At 71.6% G+C, this 25055-nt stretch carries 32 protein-coding genes; 5 read left to right on the top strand and 27 right to left on the bottom strand.

Translation table 11 applies throughout. The annotated features are described in order from the left end of the window. Window positions 1–11: 11 nt before the first annotated feature. Window positions 12–491: a hypothetical protein gene (locus F7Q99_RS35260; RefSeq protein WP_153469933.1), complete on the bottom strand. Its 480-nt coding sequence runs from the start codon at window positions 489–491 to the stop codon at window positions 12–14. Further along, complete coding sequence (locus F7Q99_RS35255; protein ID WP_153469930.1) at window positions 488–1066, bottom strand: hypothetical protein; 579 nt, start codon at window positions 1064–1066, stop codon at window positions 488–490. Before F7Q99_RS35255 ends, F7Q99_RS35260 begins: the two co-directional genes overlap by 4 nt. Window positions 1067–1369: 303 nt before the next feature. Between F7Q99_RS35255 and F7Q99_RS35250 the strand changes: the two genes are divergently transcribed. The 4 genes from F7Q99_RS35250 (at window position 1370) to F7Q99_RS35235 (ending at window position 3460) form a co-directional block, all read left to right on the top strand. Next, window positions 1370–2101: a hypothetical protein gene (locus tag F7Q99_RS35250; RefSeq protein ID WP_153469928.1), complete on the top strand. Its 732-nt coding sequence runs from the start codon at window positions 1370–1372 to the stop codon at window positions 2099–2101. A gap of 41 nt (window positions 2102–2142) precedes the next feature. Beyond that, complete coding sequence (locus F7Q99_RS35245) at window positions 2143–2838, top strand: GNAT family N-acetyltransferase (RefSeq protein ID WP_153469925.1); 696 nt, start codon at window positions 2143–2145, stop codon at window positions 2836–2838. 69 nt (window positions 2839–2907) lie between these two features. Then, window positions 2908–3087, top strand: coding sequence for a hypothetical protein (locus F7Q99_RS35240; RefSeq protein ID WP_153469922.1), 180 nt, complete (start codon window positions 2908–2910; stop codon window positions 3085–3087). Window positions 3088–3124: 37 nt separating this feature from the next. Beyond that, window positions 3125–3460 carry a hypothetical protein gene (locus tag F7Q99_RS35235; RefSeq protein WP_153469919.1) on the top strand — a complete coding sequence of 112 codons (336 nt, stop codon included), beginning with the start codon at window positions 3125–3127 and terminating at the stop codon, window positions 3458–3460. Window positions 3461–3485: 25 nt separating this feature from the next. Here F7Q99_RS35235 and F7Q99_RS35230 read toward each other — a convergent pair whose 3' ends face one another. Then, on the bottom strand, window positions 3486–4049 hold the full coding sequence (locus tag F7Q99_RS35230) for a hypothetical protein (protein ID WP_153469916.1): 564 nt from the start codon (window positions 4047–4049) through the stop codon (window positions 3486–3488). A 367-nt stretch (window positions 4050–4416) separates the two neighbouring features. On the opposite strand from F7Q99_RS35230, the gene F7Q99_RS35225 reads away from it, so the two are divergent. Further along, entirely contained in the window at window positions 4417–5070 is a 654-nt protein-coding gene (locus F7Q99_RS35225; protein WP_153469913.1) for a hypothetical protein, read from the top strand. A gap of 82 nt (window positions 5071–5152) precedes the next feature. On the opposite strand, the gene F7Q99_RS35220 is transcribed toward F7Q99_RS35225, so the two are convergent. From F7Q99_RS35220 to F7Q99_RS35105, 24 genes are all read right to left on the bottom strand, one after another. Then, complete coding sequence (locus F7Q99_RS35220; RefSeq protein ID WP_153469910.1) at window positions 5153–8794, bottom strand: LysM peptidoglycan-binding domain-containing protein; 3642 nt, start codon at window positions 8792–8794, stop codon at window positions 5153–5155. A gap of 8 nt (window positions 8795–8802) precedes the next feature. Continuing rightward, window positions 8803–9255, bottom strand: coding sequence for a pilus assembly protein TadG-related protein (locus F7Q99_RS35215; RefSeq protein WP_230211237.1), 453 nt, complete (start codon window positions 9253–9255; stop codon window positions 8803–8805). Then, window positions 9252–9701, bottom strand: coding sequence for a TadE/TadG family type IV pilus assembly protein (locus F7Q99_RS35210; RefSeq protein WP_326847492.1), 450 nt, complete (start codon window positions 9699–9701; stop codon window positions 9252–9254). The genes F7Q99_RS35215 and F7Q99_RS35210 overlap by 4 nt, the downstream gene beginning before the upstream one ends. Continuing rightward, entirely contained in the window at window positions 9698–10105 is a 408-nt protein-coding gene (locus tag F7Q99_RS35205; protein WP_326847491.1) for a TadE/TadG family type IV pilus assembly protein, read from the bottom strand. Before F7Q99_RS35205 ends, F7Q99_RS35210 begins: the two co-directional genes overlap by 4 nt. Next, window positions 10106–10336: a hypothetical protein gene (locus tag F7Q99_RS35200; RefSeq protein ID WP_153469907.1), complete on the bottom strand. Its 231-nt coding sequence runs from the start codon at window positions 10334–10336 to the stop codon at window positions 10106–10108. 26 nt (window positions 10337–10362) lie between these two features. After that, the gene (locus F7Q99_RS35195; protein WP_153469904.1) at window positions 10363–11259 is read right to left on the bottom strand and encodes a type II secretion system F family protein; all 897 of its coding nucleotides are present in this window, start codon (window positions 11257–11259) and stop codon (window positions 10363–10365) included. Continuing rightward, a complete protein-coding gene (locus F7Q99_RS35190; RefSeq protein ID WP_153469901.1) occupies window positions 11256–12149 on the bottom strand; it encodes a type II secretion system F family protein in 894 nt (297 codons plus the stop codon). Before F7Q99_RS35190 ends, F7Q99_RS35195 begins: the two co-directional genes overlap by 4 nt. Next, a complete protein-coding gene (locus F7Q99_RS35185; RefSeq protein WP_230211236.1) occupies window positions 12149–13693 on the bottom strand; it encodes a CpaF family protein in 1545 nt (514 codons plus the stop codon). The genes F7Q99_RS35190 and F7Q99_RS35185 overlap by 1 nt, the downstream gene beginning before the upstream one ends. Continuing rightward, window positions 13680–14534, bottom strand: a complete 855-nt coding sequence (locus F7Q99_RS35180) for a P-loop NTPase family protein (protein WP_153469898.1) — start codon at window positions 14532–14534, stop codon at window positions 13680–13682. Before F7Q99_RS35180 ends, F7Q99_RS35185 begins: the two co-directional genes overlap by 14 nt. A 1-nt stretch (window position 14535) precedes the next feature. Then, on the bottom strand, window positions 14536–15228 hold the full coding sequence (locus F7Q99_RS35175) for an SAF domain-containing protein (protein ID WP_153469895.1): 693 nt from the start codon (window positions 15226–15228) through the stop codon (window positions 14536–14538). A 29-nt stretch (window positions 15229–15257) separates the two neighbouring features. After that, complete coding sequence (locus F7Q99_RS40640; protein WP_195911390.1) at window positions 15258–16244, bottom strand: hypothetical protein; 987 nt, start codon at window positions 16242–16244, stop codon at window positions 15258–15260. Then, a complete protein-coding gene (locus F7Q99_RS35165) occupies window positions 16238–16819 on the bottom strand; it encodes a hypothetical protein (protein ID WP_153469892.1) in 582 nt (193 codons plus the stop codon). The genes F7Q99_RS40640 and F7Q99_RS35165 overlap by 7 nt, the downstream gene beginning before the upstream one ends. 144 nt (window positions 16820–16963) lie before the next feature. Further along, entirely contained in the window at window positions 16964–17425 is a 462-nt protein-coding gene (locus tag F7Q99_RS35160) for a helix-turn-helix domain-containing protein (protein WP_153469889.1), read from the bottom strand. Between the two features lie 511 nt (window positions 17426–17936). Further along, the gene (locus tag F7Q99_RS35155) at window positions 17937–18296 is read right to left on the bottom strand and encodes a hypothetical protein (RefSeq protein ID WP_153469886.1); all 360 of its coding nucleotides are present in this window, start codon (window positions 18294–18296) and stop codon (window positions 17937–17939) included. After that, window positions 18283–19320, bottom strand: coding sequence for a hypothetical protein (locus F7Q99_RS35150; RefSeq protein ID WP_153469883.1), 1038 nt, complete (start codon window positions 19318–19320; stop codon window positions 18283–18285). The genes F7Q99_RS35155 and F7Q99_RS35150 overlap by 14 nt, the downstream gene beginning before the upstream one ends. Further along, window positions 19320–20042: an HNH endonuclease family protein gene (locus F7Q99_RS35145; protein ID WP_153469880.1), complete on the bottom strand. Its 723-nt coding sequence runs from the start codon at window positions 20040–20042 to the stop codon at window positions 19320–19322. The genes F7Q99_RS35150 and F7Q99_RS35145 overlap by 1 nt, the downstream gene beginning before the upstream one ends. Before the next feature lie 132 nt (window positions 20043–20174). Next, on the bottom strand, window positions 20175–21152 hold the full coding sequence (locus F7Q99_RS35140; protein WP_153469877.1) for a hypothetical protein: 978 nt from the start codon (window positions 21150–21152) through the stop codon (window positions 20175–20177). 75 nt (window positions 21153–21227) lie between these two features. After that, window positions 21228–21638, bottom strand: a complete 411-nt coding sequence (locus F7Q99_RS35135; protein WP_153469874.1) for a hypothetical protein — start codon at window positions 21636–21638, stop codon at window positions 21228–21230. Then, a complete protein-coding gene (locus tag F7Q99_RS35130) occupies window positions 21635–21883 on the bottom strand; it encodes a hypothetical protein (protein ID WP_153469871.1) in 249 nt (82 codons plus the stop codon). The genes F7Q99_RS35135 and F7Q99_RS35130 overlap by 4 nt, the downstream gene beginning before the upstream one ends. A gap of 60 nt (window positions 21884–21943) precedes the next feature. Next, window positions 21944–22453: a hypothetical protein gene (locus F7Q99_RS35125; RefSeq protein WP_153469868.1), complete on the bottom strand. Its 510-nt coding sequence runs from the start codon at window positions 22451–22453 to the stop codon at window positions 21944–21946. Beyond that, window positions 22450–22698, bottom strand: a complete 249-nt coding sequence (locus F7Q99_RS35120; protein ID WP_153469865.1) for a hypothetical protein — start codon at window positions 22696–22698, stop codon at window positions 22450–22452. The genes F7Q99_RS35125 and F7Q99_RS35120 overlap by 4 nt, the downstream gene beginning before the upstream one ends. Continuing rightward, the gene (locus tag F7Q99_RS35115; RefSeq protein ID WP_153469862.1) at window positions 22695–23180 is read right to left on the bottom strand and encodes a hypothetical protein; all 486 of its coding nucleotides are present in this window, start codon (window positions 23178–23180) and stop codon (window positions 22695–22697) included. Before F7Q99_RS35115 ends, F7Q99_RS35120 begins: the two co-directional genes overlap by 4 nt. Before the next feature lie 81 nt (window positions 23181–23261). Then, the gene (locus tag F7Q99_RS35110) at window positions 23262–24398 is read right to left on the bottom strand and encodes a hypothetical protein (protein WP_153469859.1); all 1137 of its coding nucleotides are present in this window, start codon (window positions 24396–24398) and stop codon (window positions 23262–23264) included. Window positions 24399–24573: 175 nt separating this feature from the next. After that, the gene (locus F7Q99_RS35105) at window positions 24574–24960 is read right to left on the bottom strand and encodes a hypothetical protein (RefSeq protein ID WP_153469856.1); all 387 of its coding nucleotides are present in this window, start codon (window positions 24958–24960) and stop codon (window positions 24574–24576) included. Window positions 24961–25055 lie beyond the last annotated feature (95 nt).

Genomic DNA, 25055 nt, shown 5'->3' with positions numbered 1-25055 from the left:
GTTGGGGGTGGTCAGGTGTCCTGGACGGTCAGGAGCACCGGGGGGCGGCCGTAGGACTGGGTGAGGGCGTCGACGACCGTGCGGCCTGCGGCGGTGAGGTCCTGCTCGCTGGCGGTCCAGAAGCCCGCGAAGCACTCGGCGATCGGCGTGGCCGGGTCGGTGTCCGGTTCGCGCAGCGCCCAGCTCGCTCCGGTGGTGCCCAGGAGGAGGGCGGCCAGGAGGCCGGTCGAGCGCTCGGCGGCCTCGGGGTCGCCGTCGTCGATGTCGGGGAAGACCGCGGCCCACGGGCCGCGTTCGCCGATGGGCTCTTCCTGCAGCTGGGCGAGCAGCAGGAGGCCGGGGGAGCAGACCAGCATCGGCTCGTCGGATGCCTCGGGCCACACGGCGTAGACGCTGGTGCCGCAGCCTCCGTAGCTGTCGAGACGGGTCGGCCAGTTCACCAGGGAGCCGGTCATGGCGGTGCGGTCCATCCGCCGCCAGTGGGCCGTCACGTCCGGGCTCCGGCCGTTTGGACGGACGCGGGGCAGCGGCGAGCGTAGGAGGCCAGGACGATGCCGAGGATGCCGTCCTCGCTGGCCTCGGGGTCGGTCACTTCGTGATCGTGGAAGAAGCCGGCGGCGGCCTGGAACGCCGCTTCCAGGAGGCGGCCTTGGGCGTCGTACCGGTAGCCCTGGTGTTCGGTGTCCAGGGCGTAGTCGAAGGTGAAGGTCCAGGTGCCGCGCTCGCGTACGGGGGTGGTGGCGAGGTCGATGCCTTCGCCGACGACGAGGGCGGTCTCCCATGCTGCCCAGTTCGCGGTGAAGGCGGGGCGCGTGAGCTTGGCGATCAGAAGCCGGGCCCGCATGAGCGAGTGGAGCTGTGCGAGGCGGGCGGCCGGGACCGGCGGGGCGCCGTCGGTCGTCTCGTAGATGTCGTACATGGGGTGGCCGGGGAAGGCGTGGGAGCCGTGGACGGCGAAGGTGCGGCCGGTGTCGGCGACCTGCCAGCGGTGCCGGTCGCCCGCGCCGCCCGGCGCTGCGAGCGCGGTCAAGGTCTGGTCGTGATCCCAGGGGTACGCGGAGAGCATGAAGAGGGGCCCTTCAAGGGTGTGTGCCAGGGCGGCGGTGCCTGCGCGGAGGTCCGGCGGCGTGCCGCGAGTGCGGGGCGAAGACGCCCGGTTCTGATTGCCTAACTCTATGAGTGAGATTAATGAAGGTCAAGGGCCTCGTGAGATTGCTTAAGTCTATGAATCTGCATTACTGTGTGGGTGTCGCCGAACGAGGCGGCAACTGATCGGCCGCCGATGACCTTTCTCGGCCTGGCCTGCCTTCACCGGCGCGCGTCCGCTCGTCCCTTGCCGCGCCCCGTTCCAGCCGAGGAGTTCCCACACATGAAGCGAAGCCTGCGCAGCCACATAGAGGCCGCCATCAACCAGACCTGGAACCCCCGCCGCTTCGACCGCCGCGGCCGCGTCACGGTCGTGCTCTCCTTCCCCGAAGCGGCGTTCCCCGACGCCCCGCAGTGGAGCCCCGGGCCCGGGTTCACCGCCACCGCCGGCGACTACGCCTGGCTGCGCGACAACGGCGACGGAACGAGTACAGCGGTCGTCGCCGGGGTGGGCCCCAAGGAACTCCCCGGCGCGGACGGCGGGGAGTGGACCGAGCCGGAGGTCTGGACGGCCACCGCCCCCAACGACAGCCTCTTCATCGACAGCGGCGCCATGTGGGACAAGCCCCACCGCATCACCTGGCTGCTCGACGAGCCCGGCGCGACGGTCACCCGCGAGCCCTACGAGGGCCACCCCTCCGCCGCCGTTCAGGACCACTGGGACAACTTCCACGAGCAGTGGGGCTTCGTCCCGCGCCGGATGCACCGGGGCGAGTTCCCGTACGCGGACCGCCGCCGGTTCGCCGTTCTGCACACCGAACCGGACTTCGGCAGCCTGCCCGACGAGGCGCAACTCCTGGAGACGGCCCACACCTTGATGCGCTTGTTCGGCGCGAAGGCCCGGGTCTACGCCTACGACCCCCAGCGCGGCACCACCCGCGATCCGATGCACACCGTCTCCGACGGCACGCTCACCGACGTTCTGCGCGCCCTGGACCGCCGCGCCTCCCGCTGACCGCGACGACCATCCCTCTCACTTCCCCAGGAGACCCTGCCATGGCACCGCTTCCCGACCCCCGACCCTCCACCGGCAGCGCCGCATTCACGGTCCGCGACGCCCGCCCCGCCGACACCGACACCTTCATGCCGGTGATCGCCCTCGCCGACCCCCTCGACCCCGACCCATTCGGCCTCGCGCGGGACGTCCTGGCCTCACCGCCCATGCCGCCCCTCTCCCACGACCGGAGCCTGGCCCTGGTCGCGGAGGACAACGAGACCGGCACCCTCATCGGCGCACTGCTCGGCGGCCCGCCGCGCTGGCTGTTCACCCACCCCGGCATCGACCGCCTCCCGCTGCTGGAACGGCTGGTCCACCGCATGGGCATGATCAACGGCATTGCCGTCCACCCCGACCACCGCCGCCGGGGCGTGGCCGCCGCCCTGCTCGGCGCCGCCGAACAGCGGTTCACGCAAGCCCGGTACGGCCTGATGACGGTCAACCACGAGCCCGCCCTGGACGACTTCTACCGCCACCACGGCTACACCATCGGCGACGCCCTCCTGGTCCACCTCCCGCAGCAGCGCCTCATCGGCATGACCACCGACGACACCCGCATGTCCGCCAAGCCTCTGCACCCGGCGGTCCGGCTCGCCGACGTCTCCGGCGCTCCCCACCGGGTCATCACCGGCCTCCTGCCCGGTGCCTCCCTTCCGGACGACGCCGTGTTCGACGGCACACGCCTCCAGTACTGACGAGACGACCGCCCGCCGGGCCCGGCGTCCCACCAGCCGGCCCGGCCCCACCACCAGCAGGAGCCCCCATTGCCGCCCCACCTGCACATCGCCGAACGCTGCATCCACGGCGAGACGAAGCGCATCCTGTGCGACCACCACGTCGCCTGGCACCGCTACCGCGTACGGGAAGTGCCGTGCTCGCCCTCCTTCTGCAAACCGCCTGCCGAATCCGGGCCGCAGGAAGCCAGGACCGCCGACCGCGACTGAGCACCCGCTGCCCCGAACGATCGCCGAGGACAGCCCCATGCCCCGATTCCGCTTCCGCCACCGCGGTGCCCCCGAGGCCTACGACTCCGAGCTCCTCCGCGCCTGGAACGACTTCTGCGCCCGGCACCGGATCTCCGCCTCCCCCCGCTGCCCGAGCGGCGACGCCGAACTGGATGCCTGGAACGCCTCGCACGAGTACCGCGAGCGCCCGCTGGCGCAGATGACCCGGCTGCGCCTGCCCGCGCCGGTGGGGCGGCTCCGCCCCGGCCGCTACCGCTGGCTGGCCCGCAAGTACTGGAGGAAGAACCCGACCCGGCTGTGGTGGCTCGGGCACGTCCGGGACGAGGTCCGTTCCGACTTGCGTGCTCGGTGACCGTGCCGGCCGGGATCGCGCAGGGTCAGCCCTGGGAACCCGAGGGAGCAAGGTCGGTGAACCAGGCGGCGAAGGGGACCCAGGTGCCCGCGGGAACGGCCATCAGGTTCTCCAGCGCGCCGAACCGCGGTGCCGCGCTGCTCCCGAGGGGGAACACCTCTCTGAGCATGTCCGCCTGCGGATCCAAGCCGCTGGGCCGGACCCGCTCCTCGAACAGCTGGTAGGACAGCGCCTCGGCGACACGGAGCGCCCCTGCACGGCTCCCGACCACCAGGTAGGGGCAGACGCGAGCGGCGTAGGCGGCGCACGCCGCATGCAGCGGTGGCTCTCGTACGAGCTGGGCGGCGGTCCCCTCCGACTCGCCGGCGATGAAGACCACCTTCGCGTCCCGGTCGATCGAAGAGCCGCACAGCTGGCAGCGCCGCCGGGCCATCGCCGTGCGCTGGCGCCGGGGACACACCTGTCCCAGCAGCGGGGTCCCGGTGCCGGTCGCGCAGTAGCACCACAGCACCATGCCCTCCTCGGGGCTGCGGATCACTGAGGACCGGCCCGGAGCGTCGCGGGGTTCCCAGAGCGTCGTCCAGCCCACCGGATATCCCCGGCCGTCGCGGGGGAGGCCGGCCACGGCTGGCGGCATCGGGACCTGCTTCCACCCGGGACGCGCTCGCATCTCTTCCACGCCGCCGATCCTCGCAGAGCACCGCCGCGCGTCCACGGGCGGGCGGAGCCGACGACGCCTCCACGGCCCGGCTCTTCGCAGCGGTGCAGTACAAATGAGAGTTGCTTAACTCTATGAGATGCTTTAATGTCTAGTTATTACCCCGCCTGGGGACCCACCCGCCGAGCAGAGGCGGGCCGGCGTGCCCTTCTTGGCGAACAGTCGCGGGCTGAGCCCGGAATCCGGCCGAACGGCGACCGGGGTCGGCACCCGATCCGAAGAGAAGAGGCAGTAGCAGATGGCTGGTTCAACGGACCCGACCGACGACCCGGTGCGCCTCGGTGAGCGACTCGCCACCGCGCGCGCCGAGCTCGAGACCGCACGCGGCCGGGTGACGGCCCTGGAGCGCGAGGTGACGGCCCTGGAAGAGCGGATCGTGGCGGCCCAGAGTGCCGCCGCTCTGGCCCGCGGGGGAACGGAGGGCGTTCTCCGGTGGTGGTCGGAGCGGGGCCGTGGACGGGACGAGGACCACAAACGGACCGCGATGCGCGCGTGGATGCAGAGCGTGCATCCCTCCCTGAGCTGGCCGGACTTCAGGCCCGGCAAGGGCCCCGTCAACATCAACTGGCGGGTGGAGCGCTCGTCCACCCCGGAGGAGACAGCGGCGGTGGCCCGGGAGCTTGACCGCATCGGTGCGGCGGTACGCGCCGTGCGATCGCAGGACGTGCCGCTGGCCGGTCTGCACGTGCTCGTCATCGCGCCCCGCACCGGGCCGATGCGTTTCGGCGACCAGTTTCCGAAGCCCTGTCTCGTGGTTCGTCTCCAGCCCCACGGCTGGGACCTGGTCACCCCATCCGAGCGGCCTCTCACGCTCGGGGCCTCCCAAGAGGACTTCCTGCCCCTCCTCGAACAGGCCCGGGTGGCCGCGCTGAGTCTCGCGGCCGACGCCTGAACGAATTAGGCAAGGACTCCAAACGTCGGGGGCCTGTCCGTACCGGAAGTCCGGTTCGGACAGGCCCCTTTCGCGTGCTCGGTCAGGCGGACGCGATGCGGTTCGCGTCCATCAGCGCGTTGATCAGGGCCACCGTCTCGGGCGCGGAATCGGACCCGCTTTCGATCTCGATGCGCGTCAGCTGATGAGCCGTCCGCTCCATCCCCTGGCGGTCACCGGTCTCGCTGTAGACGGTGAACAGGTCCCGGTAGAGGAGCTCGCTCATCGTGTCGCAGACCAGCCCGCGGGAAGCCGCCGCGAGCGCGGCGCGGTAGTCGCGCACCGCCATGCGCCGGGTGGCGAGCTCGTGCGCGACGTCGACGACGGCCGAGATCATCTCTTGGATGTCGTATTCGGCCCAGGCGTACTTGGACTGGTTGATGTCGCTGAACGGCCGGCCGCGAACGAGCGCCAGCGCGTTGGCCAGCGCGGTGTCGGCCTCCGTGCCGGAGTAGTGCATCCCTTCCCGGTAGTACGCCTGGAACTGCTGCCAGTCGCTGGTGACCTGGTCGTTGAAGGCATAGATGCCGCCGCTGATCGTCGGCAGGTAGGCGCCGGACGGGTCGTCGGCCGCCAGGAGGGGATCGCGGCCGAGCCACGCCCTCAGCTTGGAGATCGCCGTGTTGCGGGTGTCGGCGCGCACCCGCTGGCCGGGCCAGACCGCCTCGTCGAGCTCGTGGCGGGACTTGCCCGGGTGCAGGGCCAGCCAGGCGGCGATCTCGGTGAGCCCGTTGCGGCGGTACGACTCGACCTTGCCGAGGGTGCCGATCACGTCGACGGGTCCAAGGACCCGGATCTGAGGGGCGGCCGGCGGGTCCGGCGGCGTGTTCAGGGCCGCCAGCACGCCGGACGTGACGGCGGTGACCCGGGCGGCCGGACGTACGGGACGCGCGGTGTCCGGCTCGACCTGGTCGACCTCCGGTCGGCCAAGGGCCTCCGGGGACAGGGCTGAACCCTCCGGTGCCTGCCCGGCGTCGAGCTCGTCCAGGTCTTCGGGCTCCTCGCCTTCTTCGTCCTCGTCGTCGCGTTCGTCGAGGACCTCCTGGAGCGTCTCGTCGAAGAGCTCCTTGGGCAACGCCTCCACCTCCGGTGCGATTCCGTCTTCGGCTTCCTCTAGCGGGTCGCCGCCCGCCGCGCCGGTGACTGAGGGCGCCAGGGCGCTGAGACCGAGGTCGGGTACTGCCGTGGCCGAGGAGGACCGCAGGGCGCTGACCGCCACCTGCACGATCGGAGCGGCCGGCAGAGCGGCGGGCGGCTGCTCGGCGGCGTCCTCCAGCGCGGTGTCCTCGCCGTGGGCGCCGTCCTCCGTCGTGTCCTGGGCGAGGGCGGAGTCGCCTCGCTGCGGGATGGGACTCGGGCCGTTCGGCACGGAGGTGCCGTCGGGCGCGTGGGTCCAGGCGGGGGCAGGGACGTCGTCGGTGCGGGCGGCCGTGGCGAGCAGCTGGACCAGCGGCAGATATGCCTCATCTTCCAGCCTCTGCAGGGTGACCGTCAGATCCAGGCCGGGAAGCTGCACCGGGCTGCCGGGCGCTGCCGGAAGAGTCCACGCGCCGGGGATCTCGAGCTCGTCTCCGGCCTCGGTGACGATCGCGGTCGCGGTGCGGGGCCGCGAGGACATCAGATCGACAAGGGCCTTCGCCTCGTCGCCGCTGGGCGCGGCGGGGGCGATCAGCACCTTGGGGATCCAGGTGTCGCCGCCGTCTTCGGACAGGCGGGCCTGGCCGAGATCGTCGAGGTCGCGTGCCTCCAGAGCACGGCGCTGCAGGGCGTCGTGCGCGCGCAGCTCCGGCAGGGCCTGCGCCAGATCCTCCTGGTACTCGACACGGACGGGGAAGACGCCAGCGAGTTCTTCGCCGAGGCCGGCCAGGAGCAGCGTGGTGTCGTCGGACAGGCCGGAGGAGGCCAGCTCGACGGCCATGCCCAGCATGACGGCGTGGATGTCGGTGCCGGTGCCGGTCAGGCGCAGCGCGCCGATGGACTCGAGGTTGACGAGCACGGGTTCGCCCTCCTCGGTCTCCCCGAGGCTGACGAGCGCCGGGTAGGGCGGCATGGTGTCGTGGGCCTGGTCCTCGTCCAGGAGCTGGGCGCCCCGGGCCGGGCACCACCAGCGGTCCGGGCCTTCCTCCATCTCGGTGAACGGCGCGATCTGCGGGGTCGGCGCCGACAGGTACAGCTCCAGACCCTTGGCGGTAACGCGGACGGCCTCCAGTGGCGGGAGCGGCTGGCCGGCCTTGGCGCAGTTGGCAGCCAGGGTGCGCAGGGCGAAGTCGACCAGGTCGAGGCCCTCGGGGTCGGAGGCGGCCCGCAGCTGCTTCTCCAGGTCGGCCGTGGCGGTGGCCTGCTGCGGCATCGGGATGCGCCGCCGCGGGCGGCGGCGGCGTTGCTGGAGCGCGCGTCGGCCGCCGAGGACGGCCAGGACGGCGGCGGCGAACAGGCTGGTGACGGCCAGGACCACCGACACGACGGAGGACTCGTCGGCATCGTCGGCCGACGCTGCGGCGGGGGTCTGGGGCTGCTCGGCCTGCGGGTGGGTGGGCGCGGTGCTCGGGGTGGCCGCCGGCTGGCTGTGGTCCGCGCCGGTGTCCGGGGTCGCCGGGGGCTTCGGGGCTTCCTTGGTGGGCTCCGCCGTCGGGGTGCTGCTCTGGCCCGCGCCGTCGCCGGTGTGGGGCGCGGGTGTATCGGCGGTCGATCCGGTGCCCTGGCCGTTCTCGGTGCCGTGGGCGGACTGACCGCCCCCTCCCGCGTCCGGGGTCTGCGCCGGGGCGGATGTGTCGCCGGAGGGCTGGGCGGTGTGCGGCAGCTGCAGTTCCCAGCCGGGATAGATCTTGTCCGGGTCGGTCAGGGTCCGGCCGTCCGGCTGCTGCACTCCCTCGTTCAGCTCGGCGAGCTTGGGGTAGTCGGCGGCGCTGCCGAGTTCCTTCTCCGCGATCGAGGACAGCGTCTCGCCGGGCTGGACCCGGTGCTCGCGGTCGGTGGGGTTCCAGTCCTTGGGCATCGCCAGCTTCCAGCCCGGCTGGAGGGCGCTGCGGGTGGAGAACGTCGTCCCGTCGACCATGGTCTTGCCGTCGTTGGCCGCGGCGATCTCCCGCCACCTGGAGGCGTCCCCGAGCTGCTTGAGGGCGATCTTCGACAGGCTGTCGCGGGCCTCGACGGTGTAGGTCCCCGGGTGCTGATCGGTGGTGCGCGCCACGGCGGCCGGGGCGTCGGCGGTCGTGGCCGCCTGCACGGTCGCTGGGGCGGTGACGGCGGTGGGGGAGTGCGTGACGACGGGTGCGGCCGAGGCCGGCGCCGCCATGGCGGTTCCGACGGGCAGAAGCACCAGGACGCCGCTGACCAGGGCGCCGGCCATGCGCTGCTGGAAGCCGAGGGCCGGCAGGCGCAGGGTGGGGCGCCCGCGCAACTGGGCGGGGATCTCCAGCAGGGTGGACAGGGCGAAGGTGGCCCAGCCGATCCAGCCGATCGCCATGACGACGGCGAAGAACGGCGCGCCCAGCTGGTGGCTGGTCAGCAGCGAGGTGATCTCGTCGAGTGACACCCCTTCGGGCAGCAGCACGCCGGTGAGGGCCCACAGCAGCACGGGCAGTCCCGCGAGGAGGGCTATCAGGACCACCAGGCTGACCAGGCCGCGGACGACATCGACCGCCCGGAGGCGGCGCCGGGCGGTGTGGGAGCGAGTCGGTGTCATGGCGCGGATCATCCCTCCGGAGCGCCGATGCCGTGCAGGAGCTCAGCGCTGGCGTGACCCTCGACGGGGAGCGAGGACTGGCCGATGACCTGCAAGAAAATCGTCTTGTGCTGAATGGTGACGTGGACGTTGATGGTCTTGCGGTCACCGCTGACCGTGACGGTGCCGCGGACGCCGGCGGAGTTCAGGTACCGGTAGGCCGCCTGCTGAGCGGGGCCGGGGTCCAAGACGACCGCCTTGCCTGCGATCGCCTTCGCCGGGTCGATGGCCTGGCCGCCGGCGCGAGCGGCCTCGGCGGCGATCGCGTCCGCCCGCTCGACATCGCGCAGCTTCCCGCCGAGGTCGAAGCACAGGCCGAGCATGACGAACATCGGAATGACCATCAGGAGCCACCACATCGACAGCGAGCCGCGGTCGTCGCGGAGCCAGTCGAGGCGGGAGGCGGAGGTGGTGGTGCTCATCGCTGCCTGTACCTGTCGATCACGGAGGTGAAGCTGGACTGGACGGTCTTGGTCCCGATGGAGAAGCCGAGGTCGTTCAGCTGCACCGTGCAGCTGACCCGCACGGTGACCGCGCCGTAGGTGCCCAGCGGGGCGCTGAAGCCGGAGGTGTCCACGCTGACGCTGGTGTTGGCGCACTTGAGCTTCTGGTCCGAGAGCGCGACCTCGGCGGCGGCGCGCGCGTTGCTCTGCGCCTCACCGGGACTGCGGGCGATCGAGGCCTCGCGGGCGGCGGCCGCGGCCGAGGAGTCGACGGCGTTGCCGGCCATGACGATGCGCCCCGCCACGAACGCGATCGCGAGGAACAGGATCGCGGCGGGGACCCACATCACGAACTCGATGGCGACGCTGCCGCGGTCGTCGTCGCAACGACGGAGGCGGCGCAGGAACCGCAGGCGGCTGGTCACGGGGTGGTCCACCTCTCTACCGGGCCGGTGGCGCGCTCGGTGACGGTGATGCTGAGACCGAGCAGGGACGGTGCCTTGGCGGTGACGGTGAACACGACACGGTTCGCGTCGGAACCGGAGGCGCTCACACGGGGGTTGACCAGGGTGCCGTGGACCCGCTGGAAGACGGAGTTGGCCCGCGCGACACCGTCTCCGGTGCTGTTGCCGTAGGCGCGAGCACCGGAGACGGCCTCGCGGGCCGCGGTGGTGGCGGCCTGCTTGGCGAAGTAGACGTTGCAGGTCTCGATCACCATGAACGTCAGCAGCAGGGCGGCGGGAAAACAGATCAGCATCTGCAGGCTCGCGTCGCCGTCGTCCTCCCGCCACCGCTGCCGGATACGACGGGCGAGTGCCCGAAGAGCCACTTACAGGCCCTTCATGTCGTCGAGCTTGGACTGGCCGAGGACCTTGAACGCGGCGATGGCTATCGCCGCGAACGCCACGATGCCGACGATCCACATGATCGTGGAGATGTTGTTGTCGCCGCGGTCGCCCTCCTCGCGGGCGTCGGTGAACTTCTGCTCGGCGGTCGACAGGAGGTGCGCGAGCGCGGTGTACGCGGTGACCGCCATGCGCAGAGCGGGAGAGGTGTTCATGGTGATGTGCTCCTTGTGAGTGCGGTTCAGACGAGGAAAATGCGGACTACGGAGGGGAAGCCGAAGAAGACCAGCAGGACCATGGACAGCAAGGTCACCGGCACGATCAGGCTCTCGGAGGCGGCGTTCGCCCGGGCCTGCTCGGCGGCGGCCTGCTCGTCGGCCAGGCTCTCGGCCCGGCTGCGCAGGGTGCTGTAGATCGCGGCGCCGTCGGTTCCGGCGCTGGCCACGATGTCGGCGATGTCGCCGGCTGCGGGCACGTCGAGCTCGTCGGCGATGGAGCGCAGCGCGTCCCAGGCGGGTGCCCGGTCGAGGCGGGCGCGGACGAGGGCGGCCTGGATGCGGCGGAAGGCCCAGCCGTTGCCGACCTCGGCCGGCCGCTCCAGGGTGTCCTGGGCGCCGGAGCTGGAGATGCGCTCCATCGCGGCGAGTTCCATGTAGGCCATGACGGCCTGTGATGCTTCCGCCCGGGCTTGGGCGGCCCGCTTGGCCAGCTGCGCGTCGGGGAGGAACCACAGGCCCACCCCGGCGGCCACACCGGCCAGGCCGGTGAGGAAGAAGGGCAGGTCGATACCCGCGAGGGTGACGACCAGCGAGAAGAACGAGGGCAGGAGCAGCCCGACGACGAAGTGCAGGGCCTTGCTGCCGAAGAACTCGCCGATGCTGTCGCCGACCAGGTTGAGGTTCTTGACCGGGACGCTGACACCGGGCCAGTCCCTGACCCGCTCGGCGACCCGGTCACCGACCCGCTCGATCAGCGGACGCTTGTCGTCGCGGCGGCGGACCGGGGCCTGGGCCTTGCCGTGCAGGCGTTCCAGCGCGGGACCGAGCGCCGGTCCGGAGGGCAGCAGTTCGCGGACGAGGAAGAACAGGCCCAGTCCGATGCCGGCGCCGGCCAGCAGGGCGACGGTGAGTTCGTTCATCGTGCCACCTCCGCGAGCACCGGGTCGGTGTCCGAGCCGGCGGCGCGCTCGTCGTACTCCATGAAGCCGGGCAGGGGCTTGTCCATGCCGAGGCGGCTCATCCACCAGAACAGGGCGACGACCGCGGCCATCAGGATGACCAGGACGAGCATCCCCAGCGGGGTGCCGTAGGGCTCGATGTAGGCCTTGTTGAAGGAGAACCCGACGATCACGACCAGGGTGATCGCGCAGATCCAGCGGGTGGTGGTGCGGTGCTTGGCGCGGTCCGCTTCGACGTCGCGGCGGCGGCGGACCACGTTGGAGGTGCGGGCCGCCAGGTCGGACAGGACGTCCGCCAGGCCGGGCCCGCGGTCCTTCATCCGCAGCAGCAGCGCCGCGGCGACCAGGTCCGCCCGCGGGTCGCCGATCGCCCGCGCGAACGCGGTCAGCGCGTCCGCTGCGGCGACCCGTGACTGCAGGCGCACCGCCAGGTCTGCCACCTCGCGCTCGATGGGCCGCGGTGCGGTGCGGACCGACACCGCGATCGCCTCCTCGATGCCGGTACCGGTGCGGACCAGGTCGGAGAGGCGCTTCGTCCACTGGGCGAGCGCGTCCAGCCGCTCGATCTGCTCGTTGGCCGCCTTGTTCGGGTTGATGAGCCACGGCAGGAAGAAGACGGCGCCGGCGACCAGCAGGGCGGAGGGGAGCCACCCAGAGACCAGCCAGGTCAGCATGCCGGCGACGGCGGCGCCGCTGATCTGCAGCTGCCGCAGCCGCTTGGTCTTCGGCGGGAGGGTGCGCTTGACCTTGACCGGACGGTCGGCCACCTCGGTGCCGCGCACGCCCACGACGAACAGGACGAGGCCCCCGATGAGGAACAGCGCGGCGAAGCCGGCGATCAACAGACCCATCAGGCCACCGCCGTCCGCTTCAGTTCCAGCGGGCCGCCCCAGTTGCCGTTCTCGTTGCGCAGCCACTCCGGGTTGAAACCGGCGCGCACCAGGTCGTCCAGGCAGGCTGGGTTGACACCGGTCGGCACGGCACGGGGGTCGCGGGACCCGGGGCGCGGCGCGTAGATCTTGTTGGTGGCCGGAAGACCGGTCTCGCTGGCCTCGCCGGTGACCTCCAGGATCTGCTCGACGAAGCGGACCTTCTTACCGCCGAGGCGGGTCTCGTCGATCATCTTGACGTGGACGACGAAGTCCAGCGCGGCGCCGGCGATCAGGTAGGCCAGCTCCTGGGTCATCCCGTCGCCGTGCTGGATGCACAGCTGGGCGATGCGCGCGAAGACGCCCTCGGCCTTGCGGCTGTGGATGGTGCACAGCGACCCGCCCTCACCGGCGGACATCGCCTGGAGCATGGGGACGATCTCGCGGGAGCGGACCTCTCCGACGATCATGCGGCGCAGCATCATGCGCAGGGAGGGGGCGATGAGGTCCGCGATCTCGATCTCGCCGACCTCGCGGCCGTCGACCCTCTCGCCGTTGCCTTCGCGGGCCTCCATCGGGACGACCTGCTTGAGGTGCCCGACCTCGTGGAGGAAGAGCTCGTACTCCGTCTCAAGCGTTCCCACGCGCTCCTGGGGGTCGATCTCACGGGCCAGCGCGATGATCATCGTGGTCTTGCCGACGCCCTGGGTCCCGCTGATCATGATGTTCTTTTCCGCGGCCATGGCGGCCTTGAGGAAGTGCATCATCCCGGCGTCGATGCTGCCGTACTCGACCAGGTCCTCCAGCGTGACGGAGCGGATCCGCTGCTTTCGGATGGTCACGTACGGCCGCGGGGTGGACTCGGTCATCGCCTGCAGACGCGAGGTGTCCGACAGCCGCAGGGCCAGGGTCGGCGAGGCCTTGGACAGGCTCCGCTCGCCGGCGCCGTGACGGCGGGCGAGCATCTGGAGGAACTCGACGAGTTCCTCGTCGCTCTCCGCGACGGGGTCGACCTTCTGCCGGGGGCGGTCGGTGTAGTCGATCCACACGTCGTCGCAGCCGTTGATCAGGATGTTCTCGACCGTCGGGTCGTCCAGGTGAGGCTGGAGACGGCCGTGGGCGAACTGGGCGTCGAACACTGCCTGCGCGAGGGTGGTCTCGTCCGACTCGGCCGGCGAGATCTGCCGGGCCGCGGCGAAGTCCGCCGCCCAGCGGGCGACGAGCTCGTTGATGATCTCCCAGCCGCGCTGCTCGGCGTCGTCGGCGGGCATGTCCCGCTTGTTGCTCTCCCTGTACGCCTGGAACTCGGGCGCCATCTGGCGGCTGAGCTCCTCACGCAGGCTGTTGACGGTCTCCCAGTCCCACAGCGACTTGCGGGAGACCACGCGGCCGTCCCCGGCCGGCTTCTGCGCCGTCACCGGGGCCGGGGCCACCGGGCCGGGCACGACGGGGAATCCCGCGACGGGGACCTGCTGGGGCAGGTAGGAGGCCTGGCCCGGCGCGTACAGGGGCTTACCGCGCTGCATTGACAGCTCCCTTCATTCGGTCGAGGACGGTCTGCGGACGCGCCGCCGGTGCGAGGAGCCTCTGCTGCTCCTGGACGGCGAGGCCGCGCAGCTGTTCGGACATGACGCGTGCTTCGCGCAACAGGGCGGAGCGGCCGAAGTACCGGCCGCCGTCGCCGCCGTGGGAGAGGACCTGTGCGGCCCTCGGGTCGTGGGGGAGGGTGGCGAAGATGGGCAGCTGCAGTTGCTCGGAGATGTCCCGCGGGCGGAAGTCGCCGTCGTCGATGACCACCAGGCCGAGCCGGCCGCTGTCGCGTCCGCGGACCTCGAGCGCGGCGCGCAGCGCCTCGACCCGCGGCTTGGCGGCGCTGGCCGAGCGCAGGGTGCGTCGTACGACGACGGCGACGATGTCCGCGGACCTGGCCAGGGCGCCGGCCGTGCCGGTGGCGCCGGAGCGGCCGAGGTCCACCAGGACGTCGTAGCCGGGGTCCTGGGTCTGCAACTGCTCGAAGAGCAGGCCGAGGCGCTGCCAGACCTGGCTGAGGCCGGCGGCCTGGGCGGGATTGGTCAGGCCGGGCAGCAGCAGACGGTCCTGGGTGTCCTTGTCGGACAGGTCGATCAGCTGGTACCAGAACTCCTGGTCGAGCTGGCGGCGGCGGTGGGCGACCTCCAGGTTGTGCAGGCCGTAGTCGCCCAGGATCCGCGACTCGAGATAGCCCGCGGCGATCGAGCCGCCGTCCGGGTCGCACTCGGCCAGGATGGCGCGGCGTCCCTGCGGGAGCGGCCAGGTGAGCAGCGCCGCGAGGGCGGTCGCGGTCACTCCGGGGCCGCCGCTGGCGCCGGCGAAGGCGATGACGGCCATGTCAGCTCCCCGACGGCACGACGACGAGGGAGGCCTCGCCGTTCGCGGACCACTGGGCCAGGGTCGCGCCGTCAAGGGTGTTGGCGGCGAGGTCCACAACGCGGTCGCCGCTGTTGTCGGCCTTGCCCACCTCGATGACGACGGCCTGCACCGTGGTGTTCTTGTTGCTGCCGGAGGCGCCGTCGGTGGCAGCGGCGGCGTTGTTCTTCGGCGTGTGGATGACGTTGACCTTCTGGCCGGGGCTCAGCTGGCTGGCGGGGATCTGCGCCGGGGAGAGCGAGACGCCCACCAGCGACTGGCCCTGCTTGATCAGCGGCTGATCGGTGACCGACTGGGTGGTCAGCAGGCTGCCCTTGGTCAGGCCCACGGTGGTGCGCTTGCCGATCATCTTCTTCAGCTGGCTGGCCGGCACGGGGGTGAGGACCGGGTCGGTGGCGATCCGGGCTTCCACGAGGTCGTCGGCGGTCAGCTGGGCACCCATCGGCACGTCGTGCGCGATGGCGACGACGGGCTCGCGGTTGCCCGTGGACATGTACAGCCACGCGTTGGCGCCGACGCCGACCGCGATCAGCGCGACGGCCATGGCGATGAAGCCGGGGCGGCGTCGGCGGACGACGGGCTGGCGGACGATCGACTTGGGCGCGGGCGTCTGCTGGTCGGTGGTTTCGGGGGCGGGCCCCGTGGTGGTGCTCATCTGGGTAATTCCTTACGTGTGCGGGCGAGTCACGGCTTGGCGACGACCTGGGCTTCGCCGATGGCGAGGTTCACGCCCCCGGAGGCTCGGGTCGTAGTGATGTCGCCCTGCTGGCCTCCGCCCTCCCAGTGCACCGTCCAGGTGGTGACGGCACTGACGGAGAAGGCGCTGGAGGTCTTGGTGTACCGGTAGCCGCAGTCGGGAGAGGCGCTGCCGCCGTAGGACTCCTTGTAGGGAGTGCCTGCGCTGGTGCAGGTCACGCCGCCGCCGTCGCCCATCGTGTAGACGATCTTCTGCACGTTGGCCGTGGCGTTGACCGTGATGCCACCGGCCGAGGCGCTCGCGGAGACGGGGCCCCAGGTGCGGTCGGTCTTCACGTTCCAGATCCACACGGGCATGCCGACGATTCCGGTCGTGCCGGTGCCGGGCGCCGTGCCGATCTGGGCTCCGAGCAGCCGCATCTTCTTGATGGCTTCCTGGGCGAGCTCCTCGGGGGAGGGGCCGCCGCCGAAGCCCGGAGGCGGGTTCAGGCTCCAGCTGGTGCCGCCGGCCAGCTCGCGGCCGATGCCCGGGCAGATGACGTTGTACGCCTTCCCCTTGGTACGGGCCGCGGGGTCCGAGGGCGCTCCGCTGCCCCACTGCCAGTCAGGGGCGTCTGCGGGGGGCTGGGGGTTGAGGATGTCCCAGTAGCACTGGTCCGTGTAGTTGAACCAGCCGACGCCCTCCTTGTAGCAGGGCACCTCGCCGACTTCCTGGCCGTTGGGGTTCTTCCAGGTGATGACGCATTTGGCAGCTCCGCCGCCTCCGCCGCCACCACCTCCGCCGGTGCCGCCTCCACCGCCGGTGCCTCCACCGCCGGTGCCGCCACCGCCTCCGACGTGGATGTCGCAGTCGGGGACGAGGTCGGGGCACTTGACACCACCGTCGGCGCTGGCCGTGCCGACGGGCACGGTGAGCGCGACCAGCAGCGCGATGAGAGCGCCGATCAGCGCCCCCGCCCCTCTGCGGCTCAGCATGTGCTGTCCTTGTCGATGGTGGAGTCCACGATCAGCCACTTGCCGCTGCCGTAGTACGCCTTCGAGGTCTGCACGTGGCGCCGGTTGGCGCCGTCGAGGTCCGACTTCTTGCCCGTCTTGGCGTTCTCGGGGACGAAGTTCGAGCTGTCGACGCAGTCCACGACGGTCGCGGTCTTCGGGTTGGTGTCCAGCGACAGGTCGGTGACCTTCGGGGACAGCACCGGGGCGCCCTTCACTACCAGGCCGTTGTCCTGGTAGTACAGCGCGGCCACCTTGACCTTGGAGAGCGCCTTGTCGGCCGCGTACTCCTCCAGCTTCGAGCCGGCGAAGGTCCCCGAGCTGTAGATCTTGGTCTGCTCGGTCCACATCCCCCGGTAGGCGGCCAGGACCTGCTCGGTCGCTGTGGCGCTGGGGTCGGGCGAAGGAGCGGCCGACGTTGCCGAGGCGGACGGTGATGCGCTCGCCTTGGCGTCGCCGCCGCCCGACCCACAGCCGGCCAGCAATGCCACGGCGGCCGCGGCCACCACCGCGGAGACGCCGGCCCGGCGTATCTCAGCACTGATTGAAGGTGCCACTGGCATATCCCCCTGATGAGTGGTGGTCAGAAAGCTGAAAGGCATGGGAAATCGGCGGACCACGGAATTCCGCGTCCAGTATGCAAACGGTTGATCAAATGGATAAGGAGCCTAAATCGCCTGCTGCGGAGTCGTCACATGCTTTTAGCGACGACCACGCGGCAGCCGGCTGCCGGTGGCGGCGTCCAGTGAGCGCAACAGCTGCTCGACCGTGACCTTCAGCAGTTCGGCGGCCAGCCGGAACTTCGACTCGTCGAGCGATGCGAGGCCCCGCTCGATCCGTGACCACCGAGCCTGGGCAACGCCCAGCCGGTGCGCCAGCGCTCGCTGGCTCCAGCCGGCCAATAGCCGAAGCCTCTGCACATCGTCCGGCTTCCCGGTCGACAGGAGCGACTTCAGCGGCACTCTCAGGCTGTCGGCGAGGGCCTGCGCCGTCGGCAACTGCGGTTTTCGTCGGCCCTGTTCGTACAGGCAGATGTGGGTGCCGGCCACTCGCGCCCCGCGCCCGCGGGCCAAGGCCGCCAGCTCGTCCTGCGACAAGGAGGCCTTGGTGCGCAGTCGGCGCAGGGCGGCGGCGCTGAAGGCTGGTACTCCTCGGCTTGCCACCTTGCTCCGTCTCGACGGGGGTCTCGAGGCGCCTCTCGGCGGGCGGGGTCAAGCCCGAGCCGGAAGCAGACTGCGAGGCGGCGGCGGTGGCATGGTGGCCGGCCGCCAAGTGCGCTCGCGCTGAGCCGGATTGACTTGCGCCCCAAATCTGATTGAGGGTCAGCATTCCTTTGAAATGCACACGACCCCCCTCCCCGTGGCCGCACGTGCGTGTGCGGATAGTGCTCGTCCCGTGACTGAATCTGACCGGTAACTTATACGAATCTTGCACGGCCTTTTCCGGCCGTCAAGATCTATTCTGACGATGATCTTGCGCTTTGCGGCTTATGCCCGATTCGTTCTAGTGTGGCGCTGACCTGGCCATCTACCCGGCAGCGGTCGGTAGAGCGCTCGTCGCCCTGCGGAGTCGCACCGGACAACCCCGTACTTTCGGCCATGCCGAAGGTCCCGCGCCCCTGTCCGGCGAGGCACTGGGTGCCGCCGCAGCGCCCAGGGCCCGCTGTGGCGGAGATCACGGCTCTTCTTGTGGACGCGCGGGCTCCGGAGCGGGCTTCGAGCGCGCACCCAGCCGCCCCGGAACGGCGACCCGGCCGAGAGCGAGCAGCGCCAGGAACGCGATGAACAGCCGGTAGAGCGTGACCAGTCCGGACACCAGGCCGCCAAGGAGAGCGAGCAGCAACACCGGCCTGCCCCAGGGGCTCGGAAGGTAGGGCGCCGTCACCACGGTCCCCAGCAGACTGACCGTCAGGACCGCCCACACCACGCCCCGGGCGAACGACGCCGCGGCCAGACGCGCCCGCTCGGCCGCCAGCGGATCCCGCGCACCCCCGCGCGCGGTCGCGGACGCGGACCACCGCTTACCGGCCTTCATGGCGCTGCTCCCCGGTCCGAGGCGTCACATCGGCCGTACGCGCGACGGCCTGCTGGGCGTCCCGCAGGCCGGCGGCCAGCTCGTCCAGCCCGGCGGCGAGTTCGTCGAGGAGCTGCACCGGTACGGCATCCTCGACCAGCCGGGACCGCCGGCTGCCGAGGTAGGCACCTGGTGCCTCGGCCCCGCGCCCCGCTTCGTCCAAGTCCGCCAGCCGGTGCTCCAGGCGCTCCTGCTCGCCCAGGGCCGCAGCCGCCGCCACGCCCAGCCGCCGGTAGGCGGCCTCGTACTCCTGGACGACATCGAGGCCGGCTCCGTCCTCTCCGGCGGCCAGCACCAGGCCGGCGGCGTCCCACAGGAACCGGTGTCCGGCCTCGGCCGCGCGCCGAAGCTCGGCCACCCCCGACGCCGTTGCCGCCGCGGCCACCTGCTGCTGCAGGGCCAGGAGCCGATGGATGGAATCCGCCCGAGGGACGGTGGCATCCACGACCCGCACATGGCGACGGGTGACGATCGCGGCGAGGCCCGGCCCGCCCCAGGCCAGCGTGACGCCGACCGCCACGGCCGCGGTCAGGGCCGCTCCCGCGGAAAGGTGCTCACCCAGCGCCGGGGTCAGCAGCAGGACGGCGGCCACGACCACGGCCAAGCGCCCCACGCTCACCGCTGCCGGCAGCTCGGCGCCGCCGATCCTCCGCAGGAACGGGGCCGGCCGCCGCCCCCACACCGTACGGGCGAGAAGCGATGCCGCCCGTGCGCGCGAGGCCGGGGCGAGCACCCCGACCTCTGCGGGGAAGGCGTCCTCGAACCGCGCCTCCGAATCCAGCGGGTACCCCCACCGGACCCAGCCCCACTCCGTCCGCTCCACCTGCCGCACTGCACTGACGGCGGACTCGAAGGCCGCGGTGCCGGCGCGGCTCTGTCCCGACGCGGCGAGGTGGTACTGCAGGGCGTGGACCGTTTCGCGGTGCCAGCGGTCCACGTCACCCCCGTAGGGAAGCAGCCGGAGCCGGTCCTGGAACTCGCCCATCACTTGGACGCCCCCTCACCCGGCAGAGCCGGCCCGGGGCAGCTGCCCAGGACGCGGCGCAGCGCGTCCTTCTCCGGCGGGGTCACCCAGAGCTTGTACTTCGCCTTCACCTCGATCTGGCGCTGCGCGTAGCCGCAGCGGATCGGCTTGTTCGGCGGAAGCCAGGTGGCGGCGTCGCCGTCCCCCTTCGCCTCGTTCGTCGGGCCGTCGACCGCCACCAGGTTGAGCGGGTCGTTCGCGAGGCTGAGCCGTCCGGCTGCGGTCAGCTGCTGCGCGCCGGTCTGCCAGCTGAGGCTCAGGGGCACGATGTGGTCGATCTGCACGGCCAACGACGTCTTGACGCCGCGGGTGAAGGAGATCGTGCGCGCGGTGTACGGGTCGTGGAGCACCCCGGAGACGACGGTGCACGGACCCTGCCGCACGACGTCGGACAGATCGCGGGCGAGGATGTCGTCACGGGTCGAGCAGCCGTTGTGGCTTCCCGGGGCGGTGCTGCTGTCGCTCCAGGCCGGACCGAACTGATCGCGGCTGTATCCGGTCTGGGGGGCTCTCCCCTTGACGGTGAGCTGGTCGAGTGCCTGGAGAGCGGCCGTGGCGGACATCATGGGCCCGGCCGCGGCCTCGGGCGCTGACTTCACGACGTCGGCGGGGGTGCAGGCGGCGAGCATGGCTGCCGCAGAGAGAGCGGCGCCGATGGCCGCGGTGCGAAGAGGGCGGGGCATGGAGTGGTGCTCCTGACTGGTCGGAGGTGCGCGTCATCCCATAGAGGTGCCGCGCGACGTATCCGTGTGACCACTCCAGCCCCACCGGTGTCGAAAAGTTCGGCGCGCCCCGGTCGGCGGCGCACCTCGTCGTCAGCTGAGCGTGCCGCTGAAGGTGATCCGGTCGCCGTGGTCGAGGGCCTCGACCGTGACCGGGCCGGGGACGGCGGAGGAGGGGAGGGTGAACCGCACGGTGACGGTGGCCGAGCGCGAGGGCGCGATCGGAGCGTCGGGGTAGTCCAGGCTCGGGGTGACGGTCGCGGCGTCGGTCAGGCCGGCGCCGGGCATCACCCGCAGGGTGATGCCCAGGCCCGGCTGCGGCCGGGGATCGCCGTTGGTGACGGTGAGGTCGGCCGTCGCCGTCCGCTTGCCGTCCTTGTCCGGCCCGAGCGTGATCGGGGAGATCCGCAGACCCGCCGGCGACCACGCACCGAAGGGGAGGAGAGGGCCAGATGACGCCGGCGTCGTGCCGGTGGGATCGGGAGAGCCGGAGGACGAGGTGGAGCTTCCGGGCAGGGTGCCCTCGAAGAAAAGGTCGTCCGCCTCCGCCATCCCCTCCTGGGTGGCCTCGGCGGTGACGGTGACCCGCTGGCCCAGGCCCTGCGGGGGAACGGCCACGCCTATCTCGGCGGTGTAGGAAGCGCCCGGCGCGACCTTCGTCGCAGCATCGTGTGCGGGGAGCCCGGGGAGGGTCTGGTCCCTGACTGGGACGGCCTGGCGCCCCAGCGGTCCGTAGCGCACGGTGAGCGCGGTGTCCGGCAGCAGGGTGATCCGATCGCTGGTGTTGGTGAACGTCGCCGTGGTGCGAAGGACGGCCCAGCCGGCCGGCACCTCGCCGGACGAGGCGCCGGCCTCCTTGAACGGAGCCACCGCCAGGGTCCAGCCCTGCGCCGCGACGGGGACGGCAGGCCCCAGCTCGGTGATCCCGGTCGGCAGTCCGGCCGGCGTGGCGCCAGCGGAGGCGGATGCCGGGCCGGGAGCAGGCGGCCCCGACGTGGAGCCGCTGCACCCCGCCGACAGCGCCGCGACGGCCATCACGACTACGGCGGCCCATCCCCGTGTGCTGCGCATGATTCTTCCCCTCGGTCATGGAGCGCGATCGCGCTCCTGAACGGGGATCATGCCAAAACAGCCGACGGTCGAACCTCAGCGTTGCCCGGTGGCGGCCGCGCCGGGAAGCACCGGCCGGTGACGTGCGCCCAACGCTCCGGGTGCTGCCTCGGCTTCGTCGGGCGCGCTCCCGGCGGGCTGCCCCGCCTCCGCGCGGGCCCGGGCGACGGCGGCCAACCCCTCACGCACGATCCGCTGGTTCCTCGAATGGAAGGCTTCCGCCTCGATCAGGCGGCCGAACAGGAGGTCGGAGGTGATCAGGCCCAGGCGGTACGACTCGGCGGCGTACTCCGCTGCCGCATCGACGGCAGCACGGGACAGCTCGGCCGCGCGCTTCGCCCACGCCTCGATGGCCTCCCCGGTGTCGTCGGTGTCCGGGAGGCGGCCTACGTGTTCGGCGAACGCCTGGGCAGCGGCGAACGCCAGAGAGATCGGCTTGAAGATCACGCCTGCGCCTCCGCTCCGGGGTACTCGCTGCTGAGCGCGGCGCTGCGTCGGCGGTGGTGCTCGGCGGTGATGAGTCCGGCCGCAAGCTGTGCGTCGAACAGGGTGCGCGCGGCGGTCTGTCCCTCGGCGCGGGCACGTTCGATCGTGGCCGGGTCGGCGCCGAGGATGGCCAAGCGGAAGTCGGTCACCCGGGCGTTGAGCTGCCGAGCCCGCTCGCGCACGGTCTCGCGGTCGATGGTGTTCATGTGGGTCGTTCCTTGGAGGGGTTGGAGGGGTTGGCCGTCCGGCCGTTGCGGCTGGCCGGTTCAGACCTGGCGCAGCGCGGGGTACGGGCCGCCGAGAGGCCGGCTGTAGCCGGCGGGTACGAGGTAGGCGACGTAGCAGCAGACGGCGGCGCCGCAGTGGAAGGTGACGTGCAGGCCGTAGGGGATCGCACCGTTCGCCGCGCTGAGCGGCTCGACCCGGCGGATGAAGGGGTCCTGCCGCGCGGTCAGTGCGCGGATCAGGTGCCGCTCGACGGCTGTGAGCGGCGTCTTGCCGACGGCCGGCAGCGCGGCGGTGCGCTGCCTCGGCGGCGGGGTGCCCTGCGGTTCGGCGCGCCCGTCCGGAGGGCGGGCGGCCACGATCTGGAGGTAGACCTCGGCGCCGGTGGGGAGGGTCAGCCGCAGTCCGTACCGGCTGTGGGTACAGCCGGTCTCGGCGAAGGTGGCGACCTGTACCTGGTTCCTGGTGTTCTCGTCGAGGCAGGTGCGCAGAAGCGACTCGAACTCGGAAGCCTGCCAGGGCTGGAGAAGGGCCGGGGCCAGGGCGCTCATCGCTCGGCCCGCCGCCCGGCGCACACCGCGTGGTGGTCGGTGACCATGCCGATCAGCGTGGGCAGCACGTCGCCGGACTCCGCGTCGCACAGGTGCTGTCCGCATCCGGTGTGGATCAGTTCGAGGTCGTGCTTGGCGGGGTCGCCGGAGTCGAGCAGCGGGTAGTCGTCCCAGGCGATCGGCGGGGGCGGCGCATGTTCGGCCGGGGTGGTCGCCTCCGGTCCGGCGAGGGGCTCGGGGCTCATCGGTGGCTCTTCTCGTAGGGCTCCAGCGCGGTGAGCACGGTGACGCCGAGGACCTGGTCTCCGGCGCCGGTCAGCCAGTCCTGGACCGAGGTTCCTTTGGGAGCGGCGGAGAGCTGCTTGGTGAGGTCCGTGACGTCGGCGTGAGGTACTCCCTCCGCGGTGCAGCCGGTCTCGTAGATGCCGACTCCGGGCACGTGGGCGACGAGGTGGCCGTCCGCTCCGGACCAGTGGGGGTCCTGCCAGAGCTTGAAGACAGCGGTGGGGGCCTGCGCCTGGAGGGTTGCCGCGAGGTCGTCCGAACTGCCGAGCGGGGTCTCGTGGATGCCGTAGCACGCACCGAGCACCAGCCGGGCGGGGTCCGGTTCGTCGGTGTCTCCCCAGTCGAGGCCCAGGTCCTCGTCGGAGATGGCCCTGAGCACGGCGGCCTCCTCGTCCTCGTGGACGGCGTAGACGAACAACTGCATCGGTGAGCGGTCGGACATGGTGCTTCTCCGTGTCGTGTGAGGGGGTGATGTGGTTCGAAGGGCGGGGCGGTGCCGGTCTGGCACGGCCCCGGGGGCGGTTCAGGCCGCGAGAGCGGCGTCCGGGCGCTGGCGCTTCTTCAGCCCCCGCGTACGGAGCGGGTCGTGGCGCTGCTCGTCCACGGGGACCACGGTGGTGATCGGGTCGGTGTCCTCGGGGAGCAGGTCCAGGCGGACCCAGTAGGGCATCACCCAGCGGGTGGTCTCGCCCTGGCGCCGCTTGCCGATCCGGAAGCGGCGGAAGTGTCCGCACCGCTGGTGGGGTGCCTGCTGGATGCCGGAGGGGATGCCGTCGCCGTCCAGCACGCGGCCGGTTGCCCGGCGGGCGGCGTGCAAGGCGGGGCCGACGCGCCAGCCGATCTCGACGAAGAACGGGTCGCGGTTCTTGTGGACTGCCCGGCGCTTCTTCTTCGACGGCTTGACGACGGGCGGTTCGGCCAGGTCCCGGTTGTCGCAGCAGAGGTAGATCAGGACGCTCAGCGCGGGGCGCAGCAGCTCCTCGAACAGGGTGTACGCGGCGGCCTTGTCCCGGGTCCGGCTCCAGTGGGCCTCGGCCCTCGCGGCGGCGAAGTCCACGGCCTGGGCCACGGTGAACTTCTCCATCCCGGTGGGGATGTTCATGCGTATGTAGGTCTGGCCGCGTACCTCCCAGGTCTCCTCGTCGAGGAGGTCGATCACGAAGAGCAGGCCGAGTCCTTCGATCTCCTCATCGGTGTAGGTCTGCTGCTCGGGGTTCTGGTTGAAGCCGAAGAGGTAGAAGCCTCGGACCAGGCCGTCCGACTCCTTGTACCGGATGGGCCAGGGCTCAGGCAGGACGACGAGCGGGTTGATGTGCGGGAGCTGGCTGAAGATGTTCCCGGGCAGCGTGTCCGAGGTCGAGCGGTACAACTCTGCGGCCAGGTGCTGGTTGAGGTCGTAGGTGACCCGGCCCCGCCGGGCCCACATGCGGAAGATCCCCACGTGGCTGGCGACGTCGATCAGGTCGGCCTGTTGGGCGAGCGTCAGGCCGGGCGGCGCGGTGTGCCCGAGGGTGACTGGCCGCCCGGTGGAGAGCTGGTCGAGCTGGGGGGCGAGCCACAGGTGGTTGCCGCGCAGAGCGCTCTCCCGCTCGGTCAGCTCTTCGACGAAGACCTCGCTGATGTCGCGGCTTCTGAGCGCGCGGGAGTGTCGGCGGTTCATCTTGGCCATCCCTGTGGCTACGGGCCCTAGAGGCCGGGGCGTCCCCGGACGGACCGCTGGAAGGCGGTCCACCCGGGGGAGGATCCGGTGCGCGGCGGCCGATGGCTGCGCCGGGTGCGTGACCCGTTCGCACCGGAGATGCCCTAACCATAACTCATCTCATAGACTTAAGCAATTATGGAGTGGCGGGGATGGGCACCAGGAAGAACTCCTGCCCGTCCTGCCCGGCCACGCGGATCGGCCGGTCCGGCAGCGCACCGAACACCGCCTCTGCGACGGCCGCCGGCGCACTGCCCGGGCCCAGCGCCGGCCCGAGGGCGGAGCGGATGGCCGCCAGGGTGTCCGCCGACAAGGGCGCCTTCAACGGCGCTGCCTTGGCCTCCGCCGCACAGGCCGCCAGCTCCCCGTCGTCAGCGCTCGCGTCCAGGCCGTGGCGGCGGGCGATGGCGGCCACCGTCGTGGCAAGCGCCGCGCGGTTGTGCCAGCGGCACAGGTCGCCCGGAGTGCCCGCGGGGTGCAGGTGCCGGGCGGTGCCGATCGAGGTCTTCTTGGTCGTCTTCACGTGTCCTCCATTGTGAGGGGGCGGCTGATGCCGGGGGCAGGTTGGGGGCCGGTCCGCTCAGTACCGGGCGGGTGTACCGGAAGCGGTGGCCCTGG

It is taken from the genome of Streptomyces kaniharaensis (genome assembly GCF_009569385.1).
Classification (GTDB): domain Bacteria; phylum Actinomycetota; class Actinomycetes; order Streptomycetales; family Streptomycetaceae; genus Kitasatospora; species Kitasatospora kaniharaensis.
Note: the sequence above shows the minus strand (reverse complement) of the source record. Positions and strands in the feature narration are given on the sequence as shown.

What these genes read in the sequence shown, in the direction of transcription:
- F7Q99_RS35255 (WP_153469930.1), bottom strand. Translation starts at nt 1,066, where the DNA reads ATGCTCTCCGCGTACCCCTGGGATCACGACCAGACCTTGACCGCGCTC.
- F7Q99_RS35250 (WP_153469928.1), top strand. Translation starts at nt 1,370, where the DNA reads ATGAAGCGAAGCCTGCGCAGCCACATAGAGGCCGCCATCAACCAGACC.
- F7Q99_RS35245 (WP_153469925.1), top strand. Translation starts at nt 2,143, where the DNA reads ATGGCACCGCTTCCCGACCCCCGACCCTCCACCGGCAGCGCCGCATTC.
- F7Q99_RS35235 (WP_153469919.1), top strand. Translation starts at nt 3,125, where the DNA reads ATGCCCCGATTCCGCTTCCGCCACCGCGGTGCCCCCGAGGCCTACGAC.
- F7Q99_RS35225 (WP_153469913.1), top strand. Translation starts at nt 4,417, where the DNA reads ATGGCTGGTTCAACGGACCCGACCGACGACCCGGTGCGCCTCGGTGAG.
- F7Q99_RS35220 (WP_153469910.1), bottom strand. Translation starts at nt 8,794, where the DNA reads ATGACACCGACTCGCTCCCACACCGCCCGGCGCCGCCTCCGGGCGGTC.
- F7Q99_RS35215 (WP_230211237.1), bottom strand. Translation starts at nt 9,255, where the DNA reads ATGAGCACCACCACCTCCGCCTCCCGCCTCGACTGGCTCCGCGACGAC.
- F7Q99_RS35200 (WP_153469907.1), bottom strand. Translation starts at nt 10,336, where the DNA reads ATGAACACCTCTCCCGCTCTGCGCATGGCGGTCACCGCGTACACCGCG.
- F7Q99_RS35195 (WP_153469904.1), bottom strand. Translation starts at nt 11,259, where the DNA reads ATGAACGAACTCACCGTCGCCCTGCTGGCCGGCGCCGGCATCGGACTG.
- F7Q99_RS35190 (WP_153469901.1), bottom strand. Translation starts at nt 12,149, where the DNA reads ATGGGTCTGTTGATCGCCGGCTTCGCCGCGCTGTTCCTCATCGGGGGC.
- F7Q99_RS35185 (WP_230211236.1), bottom strand. Translation starts at nt 13,693, where the DNA reads ATGCAGCGCGGTAAGCCCCTGTACGCGCCGGGCCAGGCCTCCTACCTG.
- F7Q99_RS35180 (WP_153469898.1), bottom strand. Translation starts at nt 14,534, where the DNA reads ATGGCCGTCATCGCCTTCGCCGGCGCCAGCGGCGGCCCCGGAGTGACC.
- F7Q99_RS35175 (WP_153469895.1), bottom strand. Translation starts at nt 15,228, where the DNA reads ATGAGCACCACCACGGGGCCCGCCCCCGAAACCACCGACCAGCAGACG.
- F7Q99_RS40640 (WP_195911390.1), bottom strand. Translation starts at nt 16,244, where the DNA reads ATGCTGAGCCGCAGAGGGGCGGGGGCGCTGATCGGCGCTCTCATCGCG.
- F7Q99_RS35155 (WP_153469886.1), bottom strand. Translation starts at nt 18,296, where the DNA reads ATGAAGGCCGGTAAGCGGTGGTCCGCGTCCGCGACCGCGCGCGGGGGT.
- F7Q99_RS35150 (WP_153469883.1), bottom strand. Translation starts at nt 19,320, where the DNA reads ATGGGCGAGTTCCAGGACCGGCTCCGGCTGCTTCCCTACGGGGGTGAC.
- F7Q99_RS35145 (WP_153469880.1), bottom strand. Translation starts at nt 20,042, where the DNA reads ATGCCCCGCCCTCTTCGCACCGCGGCCATCGGCGCCGCTCTCTCTGCG.
- F7Q99_RS35140 (WP_153469877.1), bottom strand. Translation starts at nt 21,152, where the DNA reads ATGCGCAGCACACGGGGATGGGCCGCCGTAGTCGTGATGGCCGTCGCG.
- F7Q99_RS35130 (WP_153469871.1), bottom strand. Translation starts at nt 21,883, where the DNA reads ATGAACACCATCGACCGCGAGACCGTGCGCGAGCGGGCTCGGCAGCTC.
- F7Q99_RS35125 (WP_153469868.1), bottom strand. Translation starts at nt 22,453, where the DNA reads ATGAGCGCCCTGGCCCCGGCCCTTCTCCAGCCCTGGCAGGCTTCCGAG.
- F7Q99_RS35120 (WP_153469865.1), bottom strand. Translation starts at nt 22,698, where the DNA reads ATGAGCCCCGAGCCCCTCGCCGGACCGGAGGCGACCACCCCGGCCGAA.
- F7Q99_RS35115 (WP_153469862.1), bottom strand. Translation starts at nt 23,180, where the DNA reads ATGTCCGACCGCTCACCGATGCAGTTGTTCGTCTACGCCGTCCACGAG.
- F7Q99_RS35110 (WP_153469859.1), bottom strand. Translation starts at nt 24,398, where the DNA reads ATGAACCGCCGACACTCCCGCGCGCTCAGAAGCCGCGACATCAGCGAG.